Annotated in this window: 23 protein-coding genes, 1 tRNA gene and 2 rRNA genes; 20 read left to right on the forward strand and 6 right to left on the reverse strand. The window is 41.6% G+C overall.

The features are described from left to right. The 5 genes from rrf (ACFPU1_RS17105) to ACFPU1_RS13720 all read left to right on the forward strand — a co-directional run. Window positions 1–75: ribosomal RNA gene (gene rrf, locus ACFPU1_RS17105) — 5S ribosomal RNA — on the forward strand; the annotation flags it as partial. A gap of 230 nt (window positions 76–305) precedes the next feature. Beyond that, a complete protein-coding gene (gene pxpB, locus ACFPU1_RS13705) occupies window positions 306–1,067 on the forward strand; it encodes a 5-oxoprolinase subunit PxpB (RefSeq protein WP_232725367.1) in 762 nt (253 codons plus the stop codon). After that, window positions 1,039–1,809, forward strand: a complete 771-nt coding sequence (locus tag ACFPU1_RS13710; protein ID WP_385942145.1) for a LamB/YcsF family protein — start codon at window positions 1,039–1,041, stop codon at window positions 1,807–1,809. Before pxpB ends, ACFPU1_RS13710 begins: the two co-directional genes overlap by 29 nt. Next, window positions 1,806–2,762 (forward strand): 5-oxoprolinase subunit C family protein, encoded by a 957-nt coding sequence (locus ACFPU1_RS13715; RefSeq protein ID WP_385942148.1) that lies wholly within the window; start codon window positions 1,806–1,808, stop codon window positions 2,760–2,762. Before ACFPU1_RS13710 ends, ACFPU1_RS13715 begins: the two co-directional genes overlap by 4 nt. 41 nt (window positions 2,763–2,803) lie before the next feature. Next, window positions 2,804–3,946 carry a trans-sulfuration enzyme family protein gene (locus tag ACFPU1_RS13720; RefSeq protein WP_385942151.1) on the forward strand — a complete coding sequence of 381 codons (1,143 nt, stop codon included), beginning with the start codon at window positions 2,804–2,806 and terminating at the stop codon, window positions 3,944–3,946. A 14-nt stretch (window positions 3,947–3,960) separates the two neighbouring features. On the opposite strand, the gene ACFPU1_RS13725 is transcribed toward ACFPU1_RS13720, so the two are convergent. Further along, entirely contained in the window at window positions 3,961–4,113 is a 153-nt protein-coding gene (locus ACFPU1_RS13725; protein ID WP_385942154.1) for a hypothetical protein, read from the reverse strand. A 171-nt stretch (window positions 4,114–4,284) separates the two neighbouring features. Between ACFPU1_RS13725 and rrf (ACFPU1_RS13730) the strand changes: the two genes are divergently transcribed. The 8 genes from rrf (ACFPU1_RS13730) to ACFPU1_RS13765 all read left to right on the forward strand — a co-directional run bounded on the left by rrf (ACFPU1_RS13730) (window position 4,285) and on the right by ACFPU1_RS13765 (window position 10,885). Further along, a 5S ribosomal RNA gene (rrf, locus tag ACFPU1_RS13730) occupies window positions 4,285–4,401 on the forward strand. A gap of 20 nt (window positions 4,402–4,421) precedes the next feature. Further along, window positions 4,422–4,498, forward strand: a tRNA-Met gene (locus ACFPU1_RS13735). Window positions 4,499–4,754: 256 nt separating this feature from the next. Continuing rightward, on the forward strand, window positions 4,755–5,840 hold the full coding sequence (thiL, locus tag ACFPU1_RS13740; RefSeq protein ID WP_385942157.1) for a thiamine-phosphate kinase: 1,086 nt from the start codon (window positions 4,755–4,757) through the stop codon (window positions 5,838–5,840). 24 nt (window positions 5,841–5,864) lie between these two features. Beyond that, a complete protein-coding gene (gene tsaE, locus ACFPU1_RS13745) occupies window positions 5,865–6,329 on the forward strand; it encodes a tRNA (adenosine(37)-N6)-threonylcarbamoyltransferase complex ATPase subunit type 1 TsaE (RefSeq protein WP_385942160.1) in 465 nt (154 codons plus the stop codon). Further along, on the forward strand, window positions 6,326–7,033 hold the full coding sequence (gene tsaB, locus ACFPU1_RS13750) for a tRNA (adenosine(37)-N6)-threonylcarbamoyltransferase complex dimerization subunit type 1 TsaB (protein ID WP_385942163.1): 708 nt from the start codon (window positions 6,326–6,328) through the stop codon (window positions 7,031–7,033). Before tsaE ends, tsaB begins: the two co-directional genes overlap by 4 nt. Further along, the gene (rimI, locus tag ACFPU1_RS13755; protein ID WP_385942166.1) at window positions 7,026–7,499 is read left to right on the forward strand and encodes a ribosomal protein S18-alanine N-acetyltransferase; all 474 of its coding nucleotides are present in this window, start codon (window positions 7,026–7,028) and stop codon (window positions 7,497–7,499) included. Before tsaB ends, rimI begins: the two co-directional genes overlap by 8 nt. Next, a complete protein-coding gene (gene tsaD, locus ACFPU1_RS13760) occupies window positions 7,474–8,502 on the forward strand; it encodes a tRNA (adenosine(37)-N6)-threonylcarbamoyltransferase complex transferase subunit TsaD (RefSeq protein ID WP_385942169.1) in 1,029 nt (342 codons plus the stop codon). Before rimI ends, tsaD begins: the two co-directional genes overlap by 26 nt. Window positions 8,503–8,737: 235 nt before the next feature. Beyond that, window positions 8,738–10,885 carry an alkaline phosphatase family protein gene (locus ACFPU1_RS13765; protein WP_385942172.1) on the forward strand — a complete coding sequence of 716 codons (2,148 nt, stop codon included), beginning with the start codon at window positions 8,738–8,740 and terminating at the stop codon, window positions 10,883–10,885. A 31-nt stretch (window positions 10,886–10,916) separates the two neighbouring features. On the opposite strand, the gene ACFPU1_RS13770 is transcribed toward ACFPU1_RS13765, so the two are convergent. Continuing rightward, the gene (locus ACFPU1_RS13770) at window positions 10,917–12,863 is read right to left on the reverse strand and encodes an ABC-F family ATP-binding cassette domain-containing protein (protein WP_385942175.1); all 1,947 of its coding nucleotides are present in this window, start codon (window positions 12,861–12,863) and stop codon (window positions 10,917–10,919) included. Window positions 12,864–13,158: 295 nt separating this feature from the next. Here ACFPU1_RS13770 and ACFPU1_RS13775 point away from each other — a divergent pair, with 295 nt between their 5' ends. From ACFPU1_RS13775 to ACFPU1_RS13790, 4 genes are all read left to right on the forward strand, one after another. Beyond that, on the forward strand, window positions 13,159–13,815 hold the full coding sequence (locus ACFPU1_RS13775; protein WP_100397766.1) for a redox-sensing transcriptional repressor Rex: 657 nt from the start codon (window positions 13,159–13,161) through the stop codon (window positions 13,813–13,815). 16 nt (window positions 13,816–13,831) lie between these two features. After that, on the forward strand, window positions 13,832–14,020 hold the full coding sequence (locus tag ACFPU1_RS13780) for a twin-arginine translocase TatA/TatE family subunit (protein ID WP_054635907.1): 189 nt from the start codon (window positions 13,832–13,834) through the stop codon (window positions 14,018–14,020). A 19-nt stretch (window positions 14,021–14,039) separates the two neighbouring features. After that, window positions 14,040–14,816: a twin-arginine translocase subunit TatC gene (gene tatC, locus ACFPU1_RS13785; protein WP_100397767.1), complete on the forward strand. Its 777-nt coding sequence runs from the start codon at window positions 14,040–14,042 to the stop codon at window positions 14,814–14,816. A 144-nt stretch (window positions 14,817–14,960) separates the two neighbouring features. Beyond that, the gene (locus ACFPU1_RS13790) at window positions 14,961–16,397 is read left to right on the forward strand and encodes an MDR family MFS transporter (RefSeq protein ID WP_385942180.1); all 1,437 of its coding nucleotides are present in this window, start codon (window positions 14,961–14,963) and stop codon (window positions 16,395–16,397) included. Window positions 16,398–16,423: 26 nt separating this feature from the next. Here the strand turns inward: ACFPU1_RS13790 and ACFPU1_RS13795 are convergent, their stop codons facing one another. Both ACFPU1_RS13795 and ACFPU1_RS13800 read right to left on the reverse strand, forming a co-directional pair. Continuing rightward, window positions 16,424–16,615, reverse strand: a complete 192-nt coding sequence (locus ACFPU1_RS13795) for a YdiK family protein (protein ID WP_054635909.1) — start codon at window positions 16,613–16,615, stop codon at window positions 16,424–16,426. Then, window positions 16,612–17,334 carry a CPBP family intramembrane glutamic endopeptidase gene (locus tag ACFPU1_RS13800; RefSeq protein ID WP_054635910.1) on the reverse strand — a complete coding sequence of 241 codons (723 nt, stop codon included), beginning with the start codon at window positions 17,332–17,334 and terminating at the stop codon, window positions 16,612–16,614. The genes ACFPU1_RS13795 and ACFPU1_RS13800 overlap by 4 nt, the downstream gene beginning before the upstream one ends. A gap of 141 nt (window positions 17,335–17,475) precedes the next feature. On the opposite strand from ACFPU1_RS13800, the gene nagA reads away from it, so the two are divergent. The 3 genes from nagA to groL all read left to right on the forward strand — a co-directional run bounded on the left by nagA (window position 17,476) and on the right by groL (window position 20,921). Further along, window positions 17,476–18,645, forward strand: a complete 1,170-nt coding sequence (gene nagA, locus ACFPU1_RS13805) for an N-acetylglucosamine-6-phosphate deacetylase (protein WP_385942186.1) — start codon at window positions 17,476–17,478, stop codon at window positions 18,643–18,645. A gap of 303 nt (window positions 18,646–18,948) precedes the next feature. Next, window positions 18,949–19,233, forward strand: coding sequence for a co-chaperone GroES (gene groES / locus ACFPU1_RS13810; RefSeq protein ID WP_385942189.1), 285 nt, complete (start codon window positions 18,949–18,951; stop codon window positions 19,231–19,233). 50 nt (window positions 19,234–19,283) lie between these two features. Beyond that, window positions 19,284–20,921 carry a chaperonin GroEL gene (groL, locus tag ACFPU1_RS13815; RefSeq protein ID WP_054635912.1) on the forward strand — a complete coding sequence of 546 codons (1,638 nt, stop codon included), beginning with the start codon at window positions 19,284–19,286 and terminating at the stop codon, window positions 20,919–20,921. Window positions 20,922–21,691: 770 nt separating this feature from the next. On the opposite strand, the gene ACFPU1_RS13820 is transcribed toward groL, so the two are convergent. Beyond that, window positions 21,692–23,143, reverse strand: coding sequence for a four-carbon acid sugar kinase family protein (locus ACFPU1_RS13820; RefSeq protein WP_385942193.1), 1,452 nt, complete (start codon window positions 23,141–23,143; stop codon window positions 21,692–21,694). A 5-nt stretch (window positions 23,144–23,148) separates the two neighbouring features. After that, window positions 23,149–24,048 carry a 2-hydroxy-3-oxopropionate reductase gene (gene garR, locus ACFPU1_RS13825; RefSeq protein ID WP_385942196.1) on the reverse strand — a complete coding sequence of 300 codons (900 nt, stop codon included), beginning with the start codon at window positions 24,046–24,048 and terminating at the stop codon, window positions 23,149–23,151. Window positions 24,049–24,183 lie beyond the last annotated feature (135 nt).

The raw sequence follows: 24,183 nt of genomic DNA on the forward strand, positions 1-24,183 counted from the left end.
AACACGGAAGTTAAGCTCTTCAGCGCCGATGATAATTGGGGGGCAACTCCCTGTGAAAGTAGGACGCTGCTAGGCCAATCATGAAAGCACCCACAAGACGGGTGCTTTTTTTGTATTAAATTATCTTATTTAGAGTCATACCTTAGCTAAAATAGTAAAATGAACTACCTTTTCTTTTGTTTGAATCTTTTACCAAGTCTAAAAGAATAAAAAGAGAGCACCTCTATTTAACATGTTATTGGTACAATATAATTAACAGAAAGAGAAGGCAGGGAAAATCAGAGTTCAGAAAGGAGGAAAACGAGGTGTCACACCAAGTTAGAATGCTTCCGTTAGGGGACAGTGCAATAAGAATGGAAGTAGGTAAGACAATATCCAAAGAAACAAACAGTCTTATTAGAGCCTACTTATACTTATTAAAAGAAACAAAAATGGTTGGAATTAATGAATGGGTACCAAGTTACACAGCGATAACCTTCTTTTACGATCCTTTTTTAATAAGCTATGAAAAAGCAGCAGAATGGTTATATGAGCTGTCTGCTCATTTGCAGAAAGTAAAACTGCCTCCTCCTGTTATTTATGATATCCCTACTTATTACGGAGGAGAAAGTGGCCCTGATTTAAAAAGGGTAGCAGAAATAAACAACTTATCTCCTGAGGAAGTAGTCAGTATTCACTCAAGTGAAAGTTATCTTATTTATATGATTGGCTTTACACCTGGTTTTCCCTACTTAGGGGGGATGTCTGAAAAAATAGCTGCTCCTCGTTTAAGTAAGCCAAGGGGAAAAGTAGCAGAGGGATCCGTTGGAATAGCAGGAGAGCAAACTGGTATTTATTCATTAGAGAGTCCTGGAGGATGGAACATTATTGGCAGAACACCAATAAAATTATTTGATCAACATAGAGAGCACCCTTTTTTAGTGGAAAGTGGTAATTATATTCGCTTTGTTCCGGTAGAAAATGAGGAATATGAAAAAATAAAAATAGAGGTCGATAGAAGAGTATACCAGTTAACCACAAGGGTCATGGAGGGGACACATGAATTATCAAGTGGATTTAAACAGTGATTTAGGAGAGAGCTTTGGTGCTTACACCATAGGACAAGATGAACAGGTTCTGGAGTTTGTAAGCTCAGCAAATGTAGCCTGTGGATACCATGCAGGAGATTATAACGTTATGGACAAGACGGTTAAATTAGCTAAAGAAAAAGGAGTAGGTATAGGAGCGCACCCCGGGTTTCCTGATCTTGCGGGATTCGGACGAAGAAAGATGGAGATGACACCTGGTGAGGTCCATCGTCTTGTGACTTACCAGATTGGAGCCATAGAGGCTTTCTGCCGAGTTCACCAGGTTTCTCTTCAGCACGTGAAGCCTCATGGAGCCTTGTTTAACATTGCATCGGTGGATACAAAAACGGCAGAGGCGATAGCAGAAGCAGTGTACGATGTAAATCCTTCACTTATACTATTTGGTTTAGCGGGGGGAGAATTAATTACGGCAGGAAAGCGATTGGGACTCAGATGCGCAAATGAGGTATTTGCTGATCGTACGTACTTGCCTGATGGGACATTAACTCCAAGAAGCAATCCTGAGGCATTAATCCATAGCACTGAAGAGGCAGTCGAACGAGTGATTAAAATGATTACAAAAAAGCAGACGGAAGCGTTAGATGGTACGGTTATTGACTTAGAGGCTGACACAATCTGCGTTCATGGAGATAAGCCGGAAGCTTTGGAATTTGTTAAACATGTCAGAAAGGTTTTTTCAGAGAACAATATTACTGTCCAGCCAATAGGTGAATGGAAATGAGTAAACCTCTATTCCTTGTGAAAAAGCCAGGAATGCAAACAACTATACAGGATAAAGGGAGAACGGGTTATCAGCAGTTTGGTGTAGTGGCTTCTGGGGCGATGGATCAATTTTCTTATCAAGCAGGAAACTTATTAGTTGGTAACAACCGCGGAGATGCTGCACTGGAATTAACCATGGCTGGCCCGCATTTACTTGCCCAAAGTGATGCTGTGGCAGTCATTACAGGTGCTGACCTCCAACCTCAATTAAATGGCCAGCCGGTTTCCCGATGGATATCTTTTTCTATAAAAGAAGGAGATGAGCTGATATTTCATGGAGCGAAAAAGGGAGTAAGAGCTTATCTATGTATTTCGGGTGGCATAGCAGGCGAGAAAACACTTGGAAGTCAGTCAACTTATATGAAAGCAAAAATGGGAGGTATTGAAGGAAGGTCTGCAGAAAAGGGAGATACGATCTATAAAAACGTGGAGGATAGAACCGTAAAGCCGGGCAAAGGACTTCATTACTCATTTATTCCTGACTATGATGACCTTTCCCCTCTGAGAGTCGTTCCAGGTCCAGAGGAAGAAGACTTTTCCAAGGATGGACTTCATGCTTTTTATAATACTGAGTATATTGTCACTCAGGAAGCCGACCGTATGGGTATGAGACTTGAAGGGACACCGATAAAGCATCTAGACAAAGCTGATATATTATCGGATGCCGTAGCATACGGTACCATTCAGGTGCCTAAGAACGGACAGCCTATGATTTTAATGGCTGACAGACAGACTACAGGCGGGTACACCCGTATTGCCAATGTAATAAGCACGGACCTTCCACGATTAGCGCAGCTTCTCCCTGGTAAAAAAATCTCATTTGAAAAAGTGAGCGTAGAGACTGCCCATTCTTTGATGAAAAAACAAGAAAAAACTCTTACACAAATTGAATTTCTCAACTCGGAATCATGATGAAAAAGAACGACCAAACATAGGCGAATGGAGAGAACGTTATGACTAAGCATTTTAATACACAAACTGTACATTTTCAAAAGGGTGATGGGGAGAAGAACGTAAGTAAAACAAAGCCTATTTACCAAACTTCAGCTTTCACATTTGAAAGCTTAGAAGACATGGAAAGCTATTTTAGCGGAGAGAAGGAATATCTTTATACTCGTTATAGCAATCCCAACCCTGATGACTTAGGTGCAGGCGTTGCTCAATTAGAAGGAGCTCCCGCAGGCGCAGCCAGTTCTTCAGGGATGTCTGCAATTCTTGCAGGCGTTATGGCAGCTGCAAATCCGGGTGAGCATATTATAGTGCCAGAAGACTTATACGGAGGGACGTACCAATTATTTGAACAGGAATTAAAAGGATTTGGATATGAAATTTCAGTTATAGATTTTACAAGTATTAAGAATGTTGAAGAGGAGATTAAAGATAACACTGTTCTTCTTTACTCTGAGTCCATTGCCAACCCCCTGCTTAGAGCCGAAAATTTGCAAGAGCTGATCTCGCTCGGTAAAACTCATAATTTAACCGTAATGATTGACAACACGTTTGCTACACCTTATTTAATACAGCCATACAAACAGGGCGCAGACATAGTGGTACATAGTGCTACAAAATACATAGGCGGTCACAGCGATGTAACGGCTGGAGTGATAGTGGGCAATGAAGAGCTGATAGCAAAAGCTAAGAAAAAGATAATTAACTTAGGGGGAAGTTTGAGCCCTTTTGAAGCTTGGCTTGCCTGCAGGGGGTTAAAAACTTTAAGTGTAAGAATGGAGAGACAATGCGCCAATGCTAATGAGCTTGCTGTCTGGTTTAGAGAGCAAGAGGATATTAAAAAAGTTTACTATCCGGAAGCAGTCTCTGAAAGAGGGAACGGGGCAATGGTTAGTATTGAGCTGGAAGAGTACATTGATTTGCATACCTTCTTTTCCTCATTAGATTGGGTGAAAATTGTTCCTACATTAGCTGGCGTGGAAACGACTGTGTCCTATCCACTTGGAACCTCACATCGAACAGTGCCAGAGGAAATAAGAAATTCGTTAGGTATCACAGCGGGAATTGTACGAATTTCGGTTGGAATAGAAGAGTCCAAGGATATTATTGAAGCATTTAACGGAGCCTTACAAGCTGCTAAAAAATAAAAACAGACAGCCGTCTAAAAACGGCTGTCTTTTGCATTCATCCAGTCCTGAAAATTTTGGTAGACAGAAATATTGTCACTGAATATTAATATAGGCAGGAAAAGAAAGGTCGCAAGTAACGCCATGTTAGCTCCGATCGCAGCTTTTACACATTGGATAAGATCCATGATAAAACCCTCCTTTATAATAATATTCTAAATATTCTTATTAATATGATATCAAAACAAGTGACTTTTTGCAAAAAAAACAAATTTGTAATGAAAATATAAATAAGTGCTTGCATTGCATTAAGAACCGTGATATATTTATATACGTGACGTTGAGAACGTCATAAAAGGTCTGGTGGCGACAGCGAAGAGGTCACACCCGTTCCCATGCCGAACACGGAAGTTAAGCTCTTCAGCGCCGATGATAATTGGGGGGCAACTCCCTGTGAAAGTAGGACGTTGCCAGGCCTTATCTAATTTTATAATATCGCGGGGTAGAGCAGTCTGGTAGCTCGTCGGGCTCATAACCCGGAGGTCGGAGGTTCAAATCCTCCCCCCGCAACCAAATTAAGTTTTTGCTCCTACGTCGAATCAACATCTGAGCAAAAAAACATCAGTAGTACTCGAAGAGTGCAACCAAATAATCATTTACTAATAAGCTGAAAGAGGCTTTTTTTTATTGGTTTCAAAATGAGGTACATATACTTTAAAGTCGGCAAAGCAATCAAAGTATTGTTTTGCTTTTTTTGTGCAAACGGCTATCGAGAAGTGAATTTTCCAAAAGAATACGTTACACTGTAGAAAGAAAATGGATGATTTCAATGATATTACCGTTGACATTTCTAATATTGGAAAGAATGAGATTAGGATTGTTATGCGGACATCTAACCTTAAGAAATAGTGAGTGTGACCTTATGATTCATGATGAATTTGATTGGATAAACAAAATTAAGCCAAAATCACACTATCAAAGCCATTTGCTTGAAGGTATTGGCGATGATGCTTCTGTTTATAAAACCGATGCATCTTATGATGAAATTATATGTGTTGATACTCTGGTAGAGGATGTGCATTTTAAGAAGACTACTCTCTCCCCATTTGATATAGGGCACAAGGCATTGGCCGTAAATATCAGTGATGTAGCCGCGATGGGAGGGTGGCCGGTCTTTTATTTAGTCTCTGTTGCGATTCCTTCTGACTGGTCGGAGGAAGAAATGGAGGAGCTTTACAAAGGGATGTCATCCTTGGCAGAGGGGTACAAAATGGACTTAATTGGCGGTGATACGGTCTCCACTACCGATAAACTAGTGATCTCCGTTACGGTTACCGGCCGTGTGGAAGCTGGAAAACGCCTATTAAGAAAAAATGCTCTGCCTGGAGATATAGTGTTTGTCACAGGTTCTCTTGGGAAGTCAGCGGCAGGACTTGCTCTTTTGCTCAAGAGGTCAAGAAACGCGCACTTTACAGCAAGAGAAAAACGGCTGACGATAGCTCACCAACGTCCGCGGCCTAAAGTGGAAGAAGCAAGGGTGATCAATTCTTTGAATACTAGGGGAGCATTGAATGACATAAGTGATGGAATTGGCAGCGAAGCGCATGAAATTGCTGAAGCGAGTAATGTTTCCATAGAGCTGGATGAAAGCAGTCTCCCTATTGCCCAGGAACTGCAGAGTGTAGATACGGCCAAGCGGCTTGAATGGATGCTGTTTGGTGGTGAAGATTTTGAGCTTGTAGGAACGGTTAGGGAAAACGATTGGGAGCTGCTATCGGAAGCGATGAAAAAAGAAGGCCTCTCTTTATATAAGATTGGGACCGTGAAAGAAGGCCGTGGGGAAGTGTGGCTTAAAAAAGAGAAGAACGGACTGGTTCGTCTTAATAAAAAAGGCTACAATCATTTTAAATCATAAAGGTAAGGGAAGTTGGTGAGGGTAATGGCTGAAAGCTTTACGTTTATCACTAGATCACCTGAGGAAACCATTTCGTTAGGAGAACGCCTGGGCCGTGCTGCGCAGCCAAGTGATCTCGTTACCCTCTCAGGAGATTTAGGAGCGGGAAAAACACACTTTACAAAAGGAATTGCTGAAGGGCTGGAAGTGAAACGAGTGGTAAACAGTCCGACTTTTACCATAATTAAGGAGTATAAGGGCAGGCTTCCCTTGTATCATATGGACGTTTATCGTTTAGAAGAACAAGGGGGAGAAGACCTGGGTTTTGAGGAATACTTTGAAGGTGAGGGCCTCACGGTAGTTGAATGGGCGGAAATTATTAAAGAACAGCTCCCTGATCACTTTCTGGATATTATAATAAGAAGAGACAGCGATACACAAAGGACATTTACTTTTACCCCTTATGGGGAGAGATATATTCAACTAAGCAAGGAGCTGCAGGGGAAATGAAGATCCTGTCTATAGATACAACAACATATACACTTGGGGTAGGGGTTTCTGCTGAGGGAGAAATCAAAGGAGAGGTAATAACGAACCTTAAGAAGAATCATTCTATCAGGCTGATGCCAGCTATAGATTACCTTTTAAAAGAAGCCTCCATAAAGACAAACGAACTGGACCGAATTGCTGTAGCAAAAGGACCTGGTTCCTATACTGGGGTTCGTATAGGAGTGACCACTGCCAAGTCGATGGCCTGGGCATTACATATCCCGGTCGTAGGGATATCCAGCTTGAAAATACTGGCTCAAAATGGGAAGCATTTTCAAGGATTGGTCTGCCCATTTATAGATGCTCGCCGGGGACAGGTGTACACCGGGCTTTACCAGGGCAGCCATGGTGAGAGCAAAATGGTGGAAAAAGACCGGATTACATTAATGGAGGATTGGCTGCAGGGACTCAAAAAGACAGAAAAGGACGTATTGTTTTTAAGTCAGGATATAGAAAAGCACCGTGAATTGATTGAGTACACCCTTGGGGATAAAGCTCTGTGTGGTACCATGCAGGAAAATTCCGTCCGTCCTGGTGAACTGTTAGCGTTGGGTGAAAAAGCTGAGTCGGGTCCATCTGTTCACGAATTTGTCCCTGAGTACATTCAGCTTGCGGAAGCTGAGAAGAAGTGGCTTGCTGATCAGAAAGGAAAGACGAATGGGTGAGAAGGTATCCGTGCGGTTTATGACGGTAGAGGATATAGAGGGGGTACTGGAGGTAGAACAGGATTCATTTACTCTTCCGTGGAGCAGGGCTGCATTTGAAAGCGAGCTGACATCTAATCAATTTGCTCATTATCTTGTAGCCGATTGTGAAGAGGAGATTGTTGGTTATTGTGGTGTCTGGGTGGTGATAGATGATGCTCATATCACGAATATTGCAGTCCATTCCAATCATAGAGGAAAGAGTATAGGGGAACTGCTCTTAGCTAACGCGTTAGAAATGGCAAAGTCCTATGGAGCGTTGCGTATGAGTCTTGAAGTAAGAGTAACAAACCATGTTGCTCAGTCTTTATATAAAAAATATGGTTTTCAGCCGGGAGGCATCCGTAAAAATTATTATACGGATAATCTCGAGGATGCTTTAGTGATGTGGGTGAATTTACATGAACAATCAATTAACGAAAAATGATGCTCCAATCATACTGGCCATTGAAACCAGCTGTGACGAAACGGCTGCTGCTGTGATTAAGGGAGGCAAAGAGGTACTTTCAAACGTAGTGTCTTCTCAGATCGAGAGCCATAAGCGCTTTGGGGGAGTGGTCCCGGAGATTGCATCAAGACATCATGTGGAACAAATTACATTTATAGTGGAGGAAGCCTTGAGTGAAGCCAATCTCACATTTAGCGATTTGGATGCTTTGGCTGTGACTGCAGGACCAGGGTTGGTTGGCGCATTGCTCATTGGGGTTAATGCTGCAAAAGCGATTGCTTTTGCTCATGGTCTGCCTTTAATCCCGGTACATCACATAGCCGGTCATATTTATGCAAACCAGCTGGAGAAACCTCTGGAGTTTCCTCTTATCTCTCTTGTAGTTTCAGGAGGGCACACAGAACTTATATACATGAAAGAAGACGGGCATTTTGAAGTGATTGGAGAAACTCGGGATGATGCAGTGGGAGAGGCATATGATAAGGTCGCTCGCACTTTGAAACTGCCGTACCCAGGGGGACCGGAAATAGATAAGCTTGCAGCAAAAGGGGAAGCCAATATTGACCTGCCCCGTGCATGGCTGGAAACAGGGTCATATGACTTTAGTTTCAGCGGGTTAAAGTCAGCAGTGATCAACGTTCTTCACAATGCGTCACAACGAGGTGAAGAGGTAAAGCCTGAGGACCTGGCCGCTAGTTTTCAGGCCAGTGTCGTGGAAGTTCTTGTTACAAAAGCGAAACAAGCTGCAGAAGAGTATAATGTAAAGCAGCTTGTTGTAGCTGGCGGAGTGGCTGCTAATAAAGGGTTAAGAGATTCATTGGAAAAAGCATTAGAAAACAGTGAAGCAGAGCTAAGGATTCCATCTTTAAAGCTATGCACAGACAATGCAGCCATGATTGGTGCAGCTGCGTATACAGGATGGAAAAGCAACAAGTTTGCAAAACTGGATTTGAATGGAGAGCCTGGCCTTCCCTTATCATAGGGAGGGTCTTTTTTTGTCAAAAGCTGTTGAAAAAACAACTGTGGATAATGTGGATAAATCAGTGAATAACTTTATATACGGGACTTTTGGATGTGTACGGATTAAACTGTGGATAAGTGGAGAAGTTTGTGTATAAATGAAAAAAACCCTTTTTAGATGGGTATACTGTTGTTGATAAGTATGTGGATAGTGTGGATATGTTAGAAAATTAACAAAGATAAGGTTGTTTGTAAATATGAGAGTTAAATTTGTCCACATAAGTATTCTGTGCCTATGGTTAAGCACCTGCCTTATATCGACAACAATTTCTGCCAAAAGTATTTCAGGGGACCATCTCACTCTCGTAGTTGTTCCGGAACTGTCTCTTGAAGACATAGAGTTTCTTTCAGCTGATAATGAAAGTTTATGGGACGAAGTTTCAATGACAGGTATAAATGTAAAAGCAGCCGGGCCTTCTTCATACATAAATGAAGCTGTCACATTAAGTACTGGAGCCAGAGGAACAGGTGTGGCTGAGTGGAATGCATATAATCGAGGGGAAAAGGTTTTATCCACAGGCAGCCTTTCCGCAGAAGTACAATATAGAAAGCTTCAAGGAACTGCCCCTGTTTCCTCTATTATTCATCCACTTATCCACAGTCTTTCTAAAAAGAATACCCTTGAATCATTTGGTTCTAAACCTGGTTTGTTAGGAGGTCTGTTAGAAGAGAACGGAATTATGACAAATGTAGCAGGGACCAGTGACTATGAAGAGAAAAAAGTAAGATATGGTTCTTTATTTACAATGAATGAAAAAGGGGAGGCAAGGGGACAGCTTAAGGAAGGAATGGTAAAGGTTCCTCACGCTCCTGGAGGCTGGAAGGTTGATCGTGAGGCTTTAACCGAGTGGCTGGAGAAGACACGCCAAGAAAACGAAAAGTCATTTAGCGTAATAGAATGGGGAGAATTCTACCGTTTTCATAAGGATAAAGAAAAGATGGATCCCTCCTGGCAAAGAAGTTATCAACAGCAGCTTAGAAAAGAGCTGCAAACCTTTCTCCTTACCTTAAGGAATAACGAGCAAAATTTTATGGTGCTAGGTGTTACCGTGCCTAAGGAATTAAATGATAAAGGGTACCGGATAGCACCGGTAGCTTTGTGGGAAAAGGGCCAGCAGCATGGCTTGCCACTGTATTCTCACACGACAAGGCAGCCTTTTATCTCTTCCAATGTAGACATTGTGCCGACTATTCTATCTTATTTTCAAATTGAGGTTCCAGGAGAGCTTACAGGCACTCCCTTGACAAGAAAGGAAACAGAAGGGGAAGAGGATGGCAGGGAAGCCATGTTTACTCATTTTGACTGGCTGGCTGTTATTTATTCAACAAGACCTGAAGTCCTTTTATCCTATATAATTCTGCTGGCTTTTCTTTTGTTTAGTTCATTTCTTTACGTGTGGAAAAAAAGAGAGGATTCATCTAAAGCAAGGTATTTGCTGCCAGGGGTGCTACTTGGAGGAATGAGTTCACCCTTTTGGTTTTTAGTTACCCCTGTCCTGCTTAAGTCCATTTCTTTCTATTGGTATGTGGGCCTTATATTCCTGCTGTCTTTCTTAACGGGTCTTCTTTTAGCTGTGAGGTCTGAGAAGGGAGTCTGGCTGTCATCTTTATTGCTCTTTATCATGGTTTCGTTTGATTTGCTTCTAGGTTCGCCTCTTATGCAGCGATCTTATCTTGGTTATGATCCGTTAATAGGGGCAAGGTATTACGGAATTGGCAATGAATATGCTGGTTTTTACGTTATCTCTGCCTTGTTTATTATTCATTATTGTCTGCGTAAAAAGTTTTGGAAGGCAGGGGGGGTTCTGGCAATCCTGACGCTGTTTTTCCTGGGAGCCTCCTTTCTTGGCTCAAATGCAGGTGCCACATTGTCAGCTGGATTAATGTTTAGCTTTCTTTTCTTTCAGCTGTTATTTCCTTCAGCAGGAAAGCTAAAGAAGCTGGCCCTGGCAGGAGGAGCGTTGATCGGTGCTCTTTCTTTTTTAAAGATTGTGCAGCTTGCAGGTCCTGTCACTCACATAGGAGAGGCTTTCCGACAGCTTGAAGGGGGAAACTTTTCTTATATACTGGAGATCATGATAAGAAAAGCAGAGATGAATTTAAAAATACTTCGTTATTCAAATTGGACCACATTGTTTGTCACAAGTTATGTTGTAGCAGCGCTGCTCTTAATCAAAGGGAAATTCAAGCTTTGGGATGACAGAGACAAAGTGGTCATTAAAGGGGGAGCTGCTGGTTCTATATTTCTTTTGCTGTTAAATGATTCTGGTGTTACAGCCGCAGCCACCTCTATGTTTTTTCTCATATGCGGAGCATTAATTTGGAAACTGCAAAAAGAAGCGTAGATCCTTCTGCGCTTCTTTTTGATTAAGTGTTTTATTGGTCCTCTTCCAGCTGAAGTTCTTCCCATTTTTCCATAAGTTCTTCGGCTTTCAGTCGGGATGTATCTATTTTTTCCTGAAGTTCCTGTGCTTTTTGATGACTTTCATAGATTTCAGGGTCAAGGAGCTTATTCTCCATCTCTTCAATTTCCTGCTCCAAGTCCTCAATTTCTTTTTCGATTGTTTCAATGTCTCTTTTTCGTTTTCTAGCTCGTTTCTTTGCTTCTTTATCAAGAAAATAAGATTCTTTATCCGAACCATTCTGCTCCTCTTGAGAAGAGGAAGATGCTTCTCTTTGACTGCGCAGTTCCTCTCGCTGGCGCTCTTCTTCTTTTTTCATCAGGTAGTAATCGTAATCACCGAGATAGTCTTTTAACCCTTCGCTGGTCATTTCAACTATTCGCGTAGACATCCGATTCAGGAAGTAGCGGTCGTGAGACACAAATAAAAGAGTACCCGGGTAGTCAAGAAGCGCTGATTCCAACACTTCCTTGCTATCTAAGTCTAAATGGTTTGTAGGTTCATCAAAAATTAGAAAGTTAGCCTTTTTCATCATCAGCTTTGCAAGGGCAAGACGAGCTTTCTCACCGCCGCTTAGTTCAGAGACGTGCTTAAGCACATCATCTCCGCTAAATAAAAAATTACCCAAAACAGTGCGGATGTCTTTTTCATTTGTTAACGGGTATTCATCCCATAATTCCTGTAAGACGGTCTTATTCGAAGTAAGCTGGGTCTGCTCCTGGTCGTAATAACCGACTGTAACTTTGCTCCCAAAAGAAATCGTACCATCTGAAGGTTTGACTTTATCGATAATTGCTTTTAATAAAGTAGTTTTTCCAACACCGTTAGGACCAATGAGGGCAACGCTTTCCTTGCGGTTTAATTGCAGATTCAGGTTAGTGAAAAGAGGCTTGCTGCCATCATAGGATACAGTTAAATTATTTACCTTTACTACTTCATTCCCGCTTTGCCGGTCGATATCAAAGGAAAATTTGGCTGATTTCTCATCTCCCAGCGGGCGGCTGAGGCTTTCCATTTTTTCAAGCTGTTTTCGCTTGCTTTGTGCTCTTTTGGAGGTGGAGGCTCTGGCAAGATTACGCTGGACAAAATCCACTAAGCGGGCTCTTTCCTCCTGGTTTTTTTCAAATGCCTTTTGTTCAAGCTCATAGCGTTTTGCTTTTTCATCAAGGTAAAAGCTATAATTTCCTTGAAAAAGTGTGACTTCCTTCCATGCTACCTCATATACCTTATGAACGATTTTGTCCAAAAAGTAGCGGTCATGGGAGACAATCAAAATCGCCCCTTTGTAGCCGGTTAAGTATTGTTCGAGCCACGTCAGGGTTTCGATATCCAGGTGGTTTGTGGGCTCATCAAGAATAAGAAGCTCTGGCTTGGAAAGAAGGAGTTTGCCCAATGCTAAGCGGGTCTTTTGCCCGCCGCTTAAGCTTGAAATCGGGGTGCTGTAGTCAAAGGAGGCAAAGTTTAGACCTGACAAAATGCTGCGGATGTCGGCTTCGTATTGGTACCCGCCTCTTTCTTTGAACTCTACCTGGAGTTCGTCGTATTCTTTTAGTATCTTTTCATACTGGGCATTGTTTTCGTACACAGCCGGGTTGGCCATCTTTTCTTCCAGGCGGCGGATTTGTTTCTCCATTTGAATGACCTCCGTATAAATGGAGAGCATTTCATCCCAGATAGACCGCTGTGATTCAAGACCTGTATGCTGGGCAAGATAGCCCATTCTAATTCCTTTTGGGGTAATAATCTCCCCACTGTCATAAGAAGTCTGTCCTGAGATAATTTTTAAAAGGGTCGACTTTCCGGCTCCGTTTCTTCCAACGAGAGCAACTCTTTCGCCTGATTTTACTTCAAGCTTTATGTTATCAAGGAGCGTTTCCGCTCCAAACGATTTGGTAAGGTTCACGCATTGCAACAATATCATGTCTCTTCATCCTTGCTATAGAATTGGCAATCATGTTTCACTTCTCTTTAGTGTATCTTATTTAGGTCCCTGCAAAAAGAGAGAGATACATTGAAACGGTCTGAGCTGGCTCAATCTTTTTTACATATTCGTGAATTATGTCGCCTGGAAGTTCTGTTCCCATTACATTCAAGAATGAAATGTTGTACAATAAGGAAGGTGAACGGCAGGTCCAACCCAGCCTAGCAGTTTATAAGTAGCGGCGGTGCAAGAGTTACTTACTCTCGTAAGAATGAAAGATACGTTGGAGGCTGCTATGAACATAGATCAACATAAAATACCGCAAGCAACAGCAAAGCGCCTGCCTTTATATTACCGGTTTTTGGAGAACCTCCATACTTCAGGAAAGCAGCGTGTATCATCTACAGAATTAAGTGAGGCAGTGAAGGTTGATTCTGCTACGATTCGCAGGGATTTTTCTTACTTTGGCGCTCTCGGGAAAAAAGGGTATGGCTATAATGTAAGCTATCTTCTATCATTTTTTCGAAAAACACTCGAACAGGACGAGCAGACGAATGTCGTTTTGATTGGCGTGGGAAATTTAGGCACTGCACTATTAAGATACAACTTTTCTAAGAATGACAGCACGAAAATTATTCGCGCATTTGATGTGAATGATGATATTATAGGACATGAAATCAGTGGAGTGAAGATTGACGATATGAAAGATATCGCTTCCATTCAGGAGCTGGATGCCACAGTTGCTATTTTAACTGTGCCGGTGGCTGTCGCTCAAAAAACAGCCGATAGAATTGTGGAAGCGGGCATCAAAGGTATCATGAATTTTACTCCTGCAAGGTTAACTGTGCCGCCGCACATAAGGGTTCATCATATTGATTTGTCGGTAGAACTACAGTCCTTGATTTACTTTTTAAAAAACTATCCTCTTGAAGAAAAAGAGGAACAACTATAAGCGGAGGTGACCCCCTATGCCATTGGGTCCGGGAAGTATTGCATTAATCGTATTAGTAGCACTGTTGATTTTTGGTCCGAAAAAGCTGCCTGAGCTTGGAAGAGCGGCAGGTAATACATTAAGAGAATTTAAGAGCGCTACAAAAGGGTTAGTTGACGATGATGATAACAGCAAGAAGAAGGAAGAAGCTAATCAGGAAAAGTAATAGATAGGATGGGAAAGTAATGTCACAGAACGATATGTCCATTTATGATCACATTGGAGAGCTTCGCAAACGTGTGATCATGATTGTGGTTTTGCTACTCGTGGCGATGATTGGAGGATTTGTTCTAGCTCCGGTGTTAATCGGGTATTTGCAGAGCACCCCTCAGGCCCAAGATTTTCCAATGAATGCTTTTAAGCTGACGGATCCGATTATGGTTTACGTAAACTTTGCATTCTTAACAGGACTCATCCTAATATTTCCATTTCTCTTATACCAATTATGGGCGTTTGTCAGTCCAGGTTTATTAGAAAAAGAGCGTAAAGCCACACTTTCTTATATACCAATTTCAACCTTATTGTTTTTTGGTGGACTTGCATTTGCTTACTTTATTTTGTTTCCTTTTGTCATAGATTTTGTAAGCAGGCTAGCTACTACGTTGAATATTACTGAGCAATATGGGATCAATGAATATTTCACTTTCTTGTTTAAGCTGACGATCCCATTTGGTTTTTTGTTTCAGCTGCCAGTCGTGGTCATGTTTTTAACAAGGCTTGGGATTGTTACTCCAGCTTACCTAAGAAAGATAAGGAAAATTGCTTACTTTGTCCTGTTGGTCATTGCAGGCTTTATTACTCCACCGGAGCTGCTGTCACACGTCATGGTGACACTGCCGCTGTTTTTGCTTTATGAAATAAGCATTATTATTTCCAGAATTTCTTATAAGAAAGTCTTGAAAGCAGAACAGGAAAAAATGGAGCAGTGGGCAAAAGAGGATGAAGAAAGACAAGCAAAATAAGAAACCACACTCGTATAGAGTGTGGTTTTTTTATTGAGTGTACCTGCCAGGGTTATGGTGGATGAGAGAAAGTTCGAGGCTTACATGGTGGAAACTGTGGTATAGTAATATTGATATTTAGGGAAGCGAAGCGGTGGAATAGTTATGAACAGATTATCTGGAAAATGGATGGTTGTTGTATCCTTGCTGTTTGGAACGTTTACGATGATTTTAAATAACAGCATGCTGAATCCTGCCATTCCTCTTTTCATGGAAGTATTTGAAGTAGATGCAGTAGCTGCAGGGTGGATCATTACGATCTTTATGGTTTCTATGGGAATGACCATGCCGGTTACTGGCTATTTAGGAGATAAATTCGGGAAGAAAAAAGTATATCTAATGGGGCTTTCGTTATTTGTTCTAGGTTCTTTGCTGGGCAGCTTTTCGTGGACCCTGGAGGTTCTTATTTTCTTTCGTGCTATTCAAGGTATTGCCGGCGGAATTATGATGCCCTTGTCCATGGCTTTAATCTTTGAGGCATTTCCTCGTAAAGAGAGAGGAATGGCTACAGGAGTATGGGGCGTAGCTGCAATGATGGCGCCAACGATAGGTCCTACTCTGGGTGGAGTAATTGTTGAAATGGCAACCTGGCATTTTCTCTTTTTAGTCAACGTTCCCTTTGGTTTGCTTGCCTTAGTGGTAGCAACTATGTACTTAAAAGAAGTGCCGACTAATCCTGGTATTCGCTTTGACCGCTGGGGATTTCTTTTTGTTACTCTCGGTGTGGGAGCTATTTTGTTTGCGTTAGGAAACACCTCTTCTCTTGAACATTTGCAGGATCCGTTAAACGTGACCTTGATTCTTCTGGGCCTGGTTTCTATTTATTTTTTCGTCAGGGTGGAGAAAAGGGCGGAATTTCCACTTCTTGACCTGTCTATTTTGCGTATTAAAGCATATTCCCTCAGCATCTGGGTTACAGGGGTTACAAGCGTTGGTCTGTTTGCAGGAATATTTTTAATTCCTTTACTGATCCAGCAGGTATATGGTTTAAGTGCGATCATCACTGGTTTAGTCTTTTTACCGGCAGCTCTGCTGAGTGGAATCTTCATGAGTATTGGGGGAAGAATACTTGATCGCAGGGGAGCGACGGGGATTGTTACTTCCGGAGTCCTTATTCTTGGCGGCGGTACGATCGCCCTTGCATTTATGTCTATGGAAACAGCTTTGTTCTGGATTTTCTTTTGGATGGCTGTAAGAGGGGTGGGAATGGGCTTTTCCAGTATTCCTGCGACCACAGCCGGGATGAACGCTATTCCGGAAAAGGTTGTTTCAAGGGGATCGGCGATGAACAATGTATTCAGACAAATGAGCAATGCCCTCGGAATTGTCTTTGTCTCCATTTATTTTGAAGTGAGGAGATCCCAGCTTTTTGCTGAAAATGGCTTTTCCATTGAAGAAGCAAGCCTGCAGGCGATTAATGAAGGGTTTTTGATTATTGGCATCCTTACTCTTTTGACGGTGCCGGCAGCTTTTATGCTTGGGAAGAAGTCAAAAGAGGCAGAAATGGAAATAGAAAAAGAAGAAGAAAGAAAAAAAGCATAGCTCTGTACAGAGCTATGCTTTTTGTATCATTCCTTGCTATCGGCACGTTTTAATCCGAAGAAACGAAGTCCCACTAATATATCTACTGCCGCAATAGCGGCAAAAAACCATGTCCACACATTCCAGGAATTTTCCCGGACATTTTGCACAGCTAACACGATAAACATAATGCCAATCACTATATACATAGTTCCCATAAATCTTGGGGAAAATCTCATAAAAATAAGCCTCCAATAAATCCTTGCATCTGCTCTAACTGCCTTTGCATATCTTCAAGCCTGTCTCCAAGCACTACCTGCATCAGCACCGCATAAGCATTCATTGCGACGTGGGCTAAGATAGGAACGATAATCCTTCCTGTTTTTACATAAAGGTAAGAAAATACAAACCCAACAGCCATATAAACAAGAAGGTGTTCAAAGTCCAGATGTACAACAGCGAAAATAAGCGCGCTTATTAAAGCAGAGAAAAAGAAATTCATTCGCTTATAGAGTGCCCCAAAAATGACTTTTCGAAAAACAATTTCTTCAAGGATCGGACCAATCAAAGCAACAATAATGGCAAAGAAAGGCATCATCCGAACGATCTCAAGAATTTCTTGCGTGTTTTCTGAACCCGGGTCAATTCCCAAAGCGTATGTTTCAATTAAAATGGCTATATATTGAGCGATAAAGGCGAGAAACACACCAATAATAGCCCATTTTGTCGCATGTCCTTTACTTGTTACTCTCATATTAGGGTGTGGCGAGGAGCCTCTTTCTGGCAGAAGAAGCAATAAAATAATGAGTAACCCGATGACAAAGCTGATGATCGTCCACCATGCGACCATTTGGTTTATATCTGTAAACCCTAATCCCATTAAAAGAGGGATACCAATAATACCTGACAAATGAATGAGGATATAAGTAATAACAATCCACCAGTAGCGTTTATTCAAATTTGTGTCATCCCTTCATACAAATGATGTTTCTCGATGAATACAGTGAATATTGTATCATAATGGCTCTTATAAAAGGAGTAAAACGGCCCGTTCGTCACTAAATCATCAGCAATGGCTAAAAAGAGGGGAGAGAAAAATATGAACAAGAACATCTTATTTCAAAATGCTGTTTTATATGCAGAAGAAGAGAAGGTTAAGAACCCTCTTTTAATAATAAGAGACGGAAGAATTAGTGAAATAGTCAGGAATACGGAGCACCTCTCTACTAAGGAAGACATAGAGCTTCTCCATTTTCAGAAGACGGTAAAAGTGGTTCCTGGTTTTATCGATCTTCATATTCACGGTGCAGCCGGCTCGGATTTCATGGACGGGACGGAGGAGGCCATACGAACGATCCAGGAAAACTTGCCTGCAGAAGGGACTACTTCATTTCTGGCGGCCACCATGACCCAAGGAAAGGAAAAGGTCCTCTCAGCATTACAACAAATAAACCTTTCCTCTGGAACAGCTGCCGGAGGAGCAGAGCTGTTGGGTGTTCATTTAGAGGGACCCTTTATTTCTCGAAAAAAAGCAGGAGCTCAGCCTACTCAGGAAATTGTTCTTCCTAGTATAGAATTATTTGAAGAATTTCAAGGAGCAGCTGGCGGAAAAATCAGCATTGTCACATTAGCACCTGAGGAAGAGAAGGGGGAGGAGCTTACAAACCACTTATTTAAGAATGGAGTGATTGCATCTATCGGCCATTCCAATGCAACCGGGGAAGAAGCGTTACGTTCTTTTGGGAAAGGGATCAGCCATGCGACCCATTTGTTTAATGGAATGAGAGGGATTCATCACAGAGACATAGGGGCTGCCGGTGCTGTTCTGTTGGATCCCGACGTTTCCGCTGAAATCATTGCTGACGGTGTCCATATTGATCCTTATATGCTTCGACTTATTTACCAGGTCAAAAAAGCTGATAAGCTTATTTTAATTACTGATGCCATCCGTGCAAAAGGGATGAATAAGGGGATTTATGAGCTAGGCGGGCAAGAGGTATACGTGGGAAAGGAAGCAAGACTGGAGGACGGGACTCTGGCTGGTAGTATCCTTCCCATGAATGAAGCCATACAAAATATGATTGAATTCAGCGGATGCAGCTTCGAGGAAGCCATTCAAATGGCATCACTCAACCCTGCTAAGCAGGCAGGGGCAGACAGTTACAAAGGCAGTATAAAAGAAGGAAAAGATGCTGATTTTACCGTTTTAAATGATGAGTTTGAAGTAGAAGCAACCTACGTAAAAGGGAGAAAAGCATTTGAGAAATGAGCACCTTATAACTAACCGTGTCATGGAGACGAGGAAAATGTCTAAAGATTTTTGAGTACATTTAAAGGTTTAACGGTATGTATTTGAGGAATAATATAGGGGTGTGTTTTTTTACCATGAATAATACGTTTAAGGGAAATTTGTGAAAAAATTAGTTTCAGTACTTGCAAAAAAACTTACAAGTGATTATTATTATAATTGGAATTAGCACTCGACAAACCAGAGTGCTAATAATTAAAAATGTTAGGGATGCGTGATGGCTTCCAGCCTTCATGCAACAAATATTAAAGGAGGGTGTTTATCTTGTTAAAGCCTCTTGGTGACCGCATTATCATTGAACAAATCGAGTCTGAAGAAAAAACAGCCAGCGGAATCGTACTTCCTGATTCTGCAAAAGAAAAGCCGCAAGAAGGAAAAGTTGTAGCTGTAGGAAGCGGCCGTGTAACAGAGAATGGTGAAAGAGTAGAGCTGGAAGTAAGTGAAGGCAACTCTGTTATTTTCTCTAAGTACGCTGGGACTGAAGTGAAGTATGAAGGTAAAGAATACCTTATCCTTCGTGAAAGTGACGTATTGGCTGTTATTGGGTAAGACTTGAACACTGCTTACCCTACATAATTTACTAATAGGAGGTCTTTATTATGGCAAAAGACATTAAGTTCCGTGAAGATGCTCGTCGTGCGATGCTTCGTGGTGTAGATGAACTTGCGAATGCTGTAAAAGTTACTCTAGGACCAAAAGGACGTAACGTAGTACTTGAAAAGAAATTTGGTTCTCCCCTTATCACTAACGATGGTGTCACGATCGCTAAAGAAGTAGAACTTGAAGATGCGTTTGAAAACATGGGTGCACAGCTTGTTGCTGAAGTAGCCAGCAAAACAAACGACATTGCCGGTGACGGTACGACAACTGCAACCGTACTTGCGCAAGCAATGATTCAAGAAGGACTGAAAAACGTTACTTCCGGTGCGAACCCAATGGGAATCCGCAAAGGGATTGAAAAAGCAACTGAGCTTGCTGTAGCTGAGCTTGCGAAAGTTTCCAAGCCAATTGAAAGCCGCGAGTCTATTGCACAAGTAGCTTCAATTTCTGCAGCTGACGAAGAAGTCGGCCAAATCATTGCTGAAGCAATGGAGCGCGTAGGAAACGATGGAGTGATCACAGTAGAAGAATCCAAAGGTTTCTCTACAGAGCTTGAAGTAGTAGAAGGTATGCAGTTCGACCGTGGATACGCTTCTCCTTATATGGTTACTGACTCAGACAAAATGGTTGCTGAGCTGGATAACCCTTACATTCTTATCACTGACAAGAAGATCTCTAACATTCAAGAGGTTCTTCCAGTACTTGAGCAAGTGGTTCAGCAAAACAAGCCAATCCTTATCGTTGCTGAAGACGTAGAAGGCGAAGCTCTTGCTACACTTGTTGTGAACAAACTGCGCGGTACATTTAACGCTGTAGCAGTTAAAGCACCTGGCTTTGGTGACCGTCGTAAAGCAATGCTTGAAGACCTTGCTGCGCTTACTGGCGGAGAAGTTATCACTGAGGACCTTGGCCTTGACCTTAAATCTGCTGATATTTCTCAGCTTGGACGCGCTGGAAGAGTCGTTATCACAAAAGACGACACAACCATCGTTGAAGGTGCAGGAGACCCAAGTGAAATCTCTGCTCGCGTGAATCAATTGAAGGCTCAAATCGAAGAAACTACTTCTGACTTTGACCGTGAAAAGCTGCAAGAGCGTCTTGCAAAGCTAGCAGGCGGCGTAGCCGTAGTTAAAGTTGGTGCAGCTTCCGAAACTGAAATGAAAGAGCGTAAGCTTCGCATCGAGGATGCCTTGAACTCTACTCGTGCTGCAGTAGAAGAAGGGATTGTATCCGGTGGTGGTACAGCTCTTATGAACGTTTATAAAGCAGTAGCAGCTATTGATGCAGAAGGCGATGAGGCTACAGGTATCAACATCGTGCTTCGCGCTCTTGAAGAGCCGCTTCGTCAAATCTCTCAAAATGCTGGTCTTGAAGGATCTGTCATTGTTGAGCGCATGAAAAACGAAAAAGTCGGCGTTGGATTTAACGCAGCTACTGGCGAGTGGGTAAACATGATTGACGCTGGTATCGTTGACCCAACCAAGGTTACTCGTTCTGCACTTCAACATGCAGCTTCCGTATCAGCAATGTTCCTAACTACAGAAGCTGTTATTGCCGACAAGCCTGAAGAAGAAGGCGCCGGCGGCGGCGGAATGCCTGACATGGGCGGAATGGGCGGAATGGGCGGAATGATGTAATGTCGCTCTCCATTCCCTTATGTAACAAGGGAGTCTCTTGCTAAGAGAGGTCAAAATGAGGCGTATGGTCACATTTTGGTCACATTGAGGAAGATTTTATTTTAAGCTTCTCATGAGTTCACTGAACTTGTGGGAAGCTTTTATTTTCCATTAAAGACATTGAAACCATTGTGAAAATGTGTGCCCATATCATCATTAGGCGAATACTAATTTTCTCATCTAAGAAGTATTTTTCTTTACTTTCTTTGGTAAGGGATCGGAGATAATGACATTTCCATATGTACAGTGAAACGTTAGTAAAGCAAAGTACCACCCTCTTAAAAAACCTTACAAATTTACATGCCACTGAGTTGATTAGTCATCCTTCGCATGGATGGAGTATTTTAGGTATAAGGAAAGACCCCTAGGAGAATAGAGGTCTATAAAGACTATTAAAAGGACTATTAGAATGCTTTATCTTTTGCAGGATTTAACAACTTGCTGAATAGCTTCTCGTAATTCCTTTTTTTTAAGCCTATTACCAGTAAGAGATACATTAATTAATGTCCATAACCCAAAATCCAAAATCGCCCAAGGGTTATGCCTGCGTCCAAACCAATATCCCCTATAATACCTATGCCCTCTAGATAGCCCCAGTAAAACACCAGAGCATAGCTTCAACTTCTGACTGCGCCTTTGATAGTGTTAAGATTTTGTTTTAATGCCATGTAGTAGAAAAGGGGCCTACTGTAGTTATTGGTCTTCCACTTCACTCATAGGATTTGGATCACTTACTGTCTGTTTTTATCATTGGTATCCAAGTGCTCAATAATATTTTTCAACGTGTCCTTTGTACCGACATTTCCTGGGAAAATAATATATGGCAGGCCAGGAAATTTACTTCCCGCATCGGTTGTCCATACTGGCACCCCAGGAGAAATTTGACCGGCTACAATCGCTTTTGTAACTCCTAACCCATTTGTACCGATATCACTGGATGTGATTCCACCCTTAGCAATGATAAAGGAAGGGCGAACAGCAAATGACTTTACTACATCAGTGAGGGCATCTGCAATTTTTACGGAAACGGCAAGTTTTTCATCTGCAGAAGAATGTTCAAGATTAACAAGTTCTCTTCTTGTATAAATTACAGCGGTTTGGCCTTGTTCTACCGCTTTCTCTGCTTCATTCCTAATTCTGTTTTGTTCTTCCGAAAATGCCTCTCTATTAAAAACTAAGTGGCAGTCGAACTCAATAAATGCAAGGCTTGTTAGCTGTTTTACTTGCTCAAGCTGTTCGGTTGTCTTCCTAACATGAGAACCAACAACCACTAATCCCCCGTTTTTTGAAGAACTGTCTCTAAGCTCTTGGCTGCTCAAAAGAGGTCTCGAAGAGATGTTCCCGATGATTTTTGTGAAAGTAGCTCCTGTTCTGAATAAAAACTGTTTTTGTTTAAAAAGAGCTTTTAGCAAGCCAATGCTGAAAACTCGAATGTCTTCCTCATTAACTGCATTCACTATTATTTTTTGAAAAGAAGTCGCTTCCATTAACTTTTCTTTAACTGCTTCTGTGTTACCGCTTCGTATGAGCGGCAGGTCAATCGAAATAGCTTCTTCTTTGCTGAATAATCCATCTGTTTTTTCTTCAATATATTCTGTTAAATCGCTTGATGAGAAGCCGAAAGAAGGGTCCTTGGCAAATTCCGTTTCACCAACAGGTATCAAGGTGTTTTCCTGCTTTACATAGTGAACGTTATCGATTGTCCAGCGTCCGCCTTGTTCAAAAAAGGGTATAATAATTTCACCATCAAAGGCAGTGTCTTTTGAACATGCTTCCAAGGATTGTCTCAAGGTTTCCGTCTCTAAAGGATAGTGACCTCTCATAGTCGAATCACCGCGACTTATAATAAGAAACGGAATACCTAGTTTTTGAGATACATGATTAATTCTTTTTGCTATCGTTTGATGTACATCTTCTGTTTCTTTCACAGGAAATGAACGGGAGTTAGTTAAAATAAAAAACATTTGGTTTTCTTCATTGAAACCATTCTCTATTGACGTTAGATCCCAGTTGGTATAAACAGAGACTCCGTGCACCGTCTGTACCCCAGTGGGATCATCATCCAGTACGATAATTTTATGTTTGAACTGCCGGTAAAGTTCCTCCCATTCTTGTTGAATTGATTTGCTTAGCTGTTGGGGTAATGCTTTTAGTGTTTGTGTTGCATCTAGTTTTGAAGACATTTGAATTATCCTTTCTGTAAAGGGGTGTGCTTTTCGTAATATTTTAGGAGACCGGCATGGTCTAATTCTGCTTTGCCATCATTTACTAATTCTTTAAACATATCTAATACTTGATTCGTAACAGGCAGGGGAACATTTAGTGTTTCTCCCGTTTCAACTACGTTAGTGAGGTCTTTGGCGTTAATATCAATGCGGCCACCAGCTTTAAAATTTTCCTCTAGTATTAATGGGATCTTAGCTTCTAATACTGCACTTCCTGCTAGCCCGCCTCGAACTGCTTGAAACATCTTCTCAATATCTATTCCAGCTTCTGATGCTAAATTTACAGCCTCAGACATCGCTGCGATGTTTGCGTTTACAATAATTTGATTAGCCAGCTTTGTTGTCGTCCCGGCACCGGTTTCGCCTACTAAAATGACACTGCCAGCAACTCTATCTAAGATAGGCTTAACTTTATTGAATGCAGCTTCTTCTCCACCGGCCATGATTGAGAGTGTTCCGTCAATGGCTTTTGGTTCTCCGCCGCTTACGGGTGCATCAATAAATTGGGCCTCTATTTCCTGAAGTCGTGCATGCAATTTACGAGACATGACAGGAGAAATTGAGCTTAAGTCAACTACAATATGATCAGAATGAAGCCTATGAATTAATCCGTCGGTTCCGGTAACTACTTCTTCGACATGAGTGGAGTTGGGCAGCATAGTAAAAATAACATCACTTTTAGCTGCCACGTCTCCTGGATTATTAGCAGGTAGTGCTCCTTTATTTTGTAGATAATCTACTGCATCCCGGTTTATATCAAAAACAGTCACTTGGTAACCGGCTTTTAATAAGTTTTCAGTCATAGGTTTACCCATAATTCCTAATCCGATAAATCCTAATTTCATAGTTCTTACCCCTTTCAAATGATAAGGCTTTCAAGGATATGTAATATTGTATACTATTTAATTGATAATGTATACATTTTGAAAATAATAGTATACAAAAGAAGCTTTTAACTTTATACTTTCAACGGTATAATATAGAAACCAGTTTTATAG

It is taken from the genome of Thalassorhabdus alkalitolerans (assembly GCF_042656525.1).
Classification (GTDB): domain Bacteria; phylum Bacillota; class Bacilli; order Bacillales; family Marinococcaceae; genus Thalassorhabdus; species Thalassorhabdus alkalitolerans.

Excerpts from the sequence above, each read along its gene's own strand:
- ACFPU1_RS13715 (WP_385942148.1), top strand. The coding sequence starts at position 1,806 with ATGAGTAAACCTCTATTCCTTGTGAAAAAGCCAGGAATGCAAACAACT.
- tsaE (WP_385942160.1), top strand. The coding sequence starts at position 5,865 with ATGGCTGAAAGCTTTACGTTTATCACTAGATCACCTGAGGAAACCATT.
- rimI (WP_385942166.1), top strand. The coding sequence starts at position 7,026 with ATGGGTGAGAAGGTATCCGTGCGGTTTATGACGGTAGAGGATATAGAG.
- tatC (WP_100397767.1), top strand. The coding sequence starts at position 14,040 with ATGTCACAGAACGATATGTCCATTTATGATCACATTGGAGAGCTTCGC.
- ACFPU1_RS13765 (WP_385942172.1), top strand. The coding sequence starts at position 8,738 with ATGAGAGTTAAATTTGTCCACATAAGTATTCTGTGCCTATGGTTAAGC.
- tsaB (WP_385942163.1), top strand. The coding sequence starts at position 6,326 with ATGAAGATCCTGTCTATAGATACAACAACATATACACTTGGGGTAGGG.
- ACFPU1_RS13820 (WP_385942193.1), bottom strand. The coding sequence starts at position 23,143 with ATGTCTTCAAAACTAGATGCAACACAAACACTAAAAGCATTACCCCAA.
- ACFPU1_RS13775 (WP_100397766.1), top strand. The coding sequence starts at position 13,159 with ATGAACATAGATCAACATAAAATACCGCAAGCAACAGCAAAGCGCCTG.
- thiL (WP_385942157.1), top strand. The coding sequence starts at position 4,755 with ATGATATTACCGTTGACATTTCTAATATTGGAAAGAATGAGATTAGGA.
- ACFPU1_RS13720 (WP_385942151.1), top strand. The coding sequence starts at position 2,804 with ATGACTAAGCATTTTAATACACAAACTGTACATTTTCAAAAGGGTGAT.
- ACFPU1_RS13710 (WP_385942145.1), top strand. The coding sequence starts at position 1,039 with ATGAATTATCAAGTGGATTTAAACAGTGATTTAGGAGAGAGCTTTGGT.
- ACFPU1_RS13780 (WP_054635907.1), top strand. The coding sequence starts at position 13,832 with ATGCCATTGGGTCCGGGAAGTATTGCATTAATCGTATTAGTAGCACTG.
- ACFPU1_RS13795 (WP_054635909.1), bottom strand. The coding sequence starts at position 16,615 with ATGAGATTTTCCCCAAGATTTATGGGAACTATGTATATAGTGATTGGC.
- ACFPU1_RS13770 (WP_385942175.1), bottom strand. The coding sequence starts at position 12,863 with ATGATATTGTTGCAATGCGTGAACCTTACCAAATCGTTTGGAGCGGAA.
- nagA (WP_385942186.1), top strand. The coding sequence starts at position 17,476 with ATGAACAAGAACATCTTATTTCAAAATGCTGTTTTATATGCAGAAGAA.
- groL (WP_054635912.1), top strand. The coding sequence starts at position 19,284 with ATGGCAAAAGACATTAAGTTCCGTGAAGATGCTCGTCGTGCGATGCTT.
- tsaD (WP_385942169.1), top strand. The coding sequence starts at position 7,474 with ATGAACAATCAATTAACGAAAAATGATGCTCCAATCATACTGGCCATT.
- ACFPU1_RS13725 (WP_385942154.1), bottom strand. The coding sequence starts at position 4,113 with ATGGATCTTATCCAATGTGTAAAAGCTGCGATCGGAGCTAACATGGCG.
- ACFPU1_RS13790 (WP_385942180.1), top strand. The coding sequence starts at position 14,961 with ATGAACAGATTATCTGGAAAATGGATGGTTGTTGTATCCTTGCTGTTT.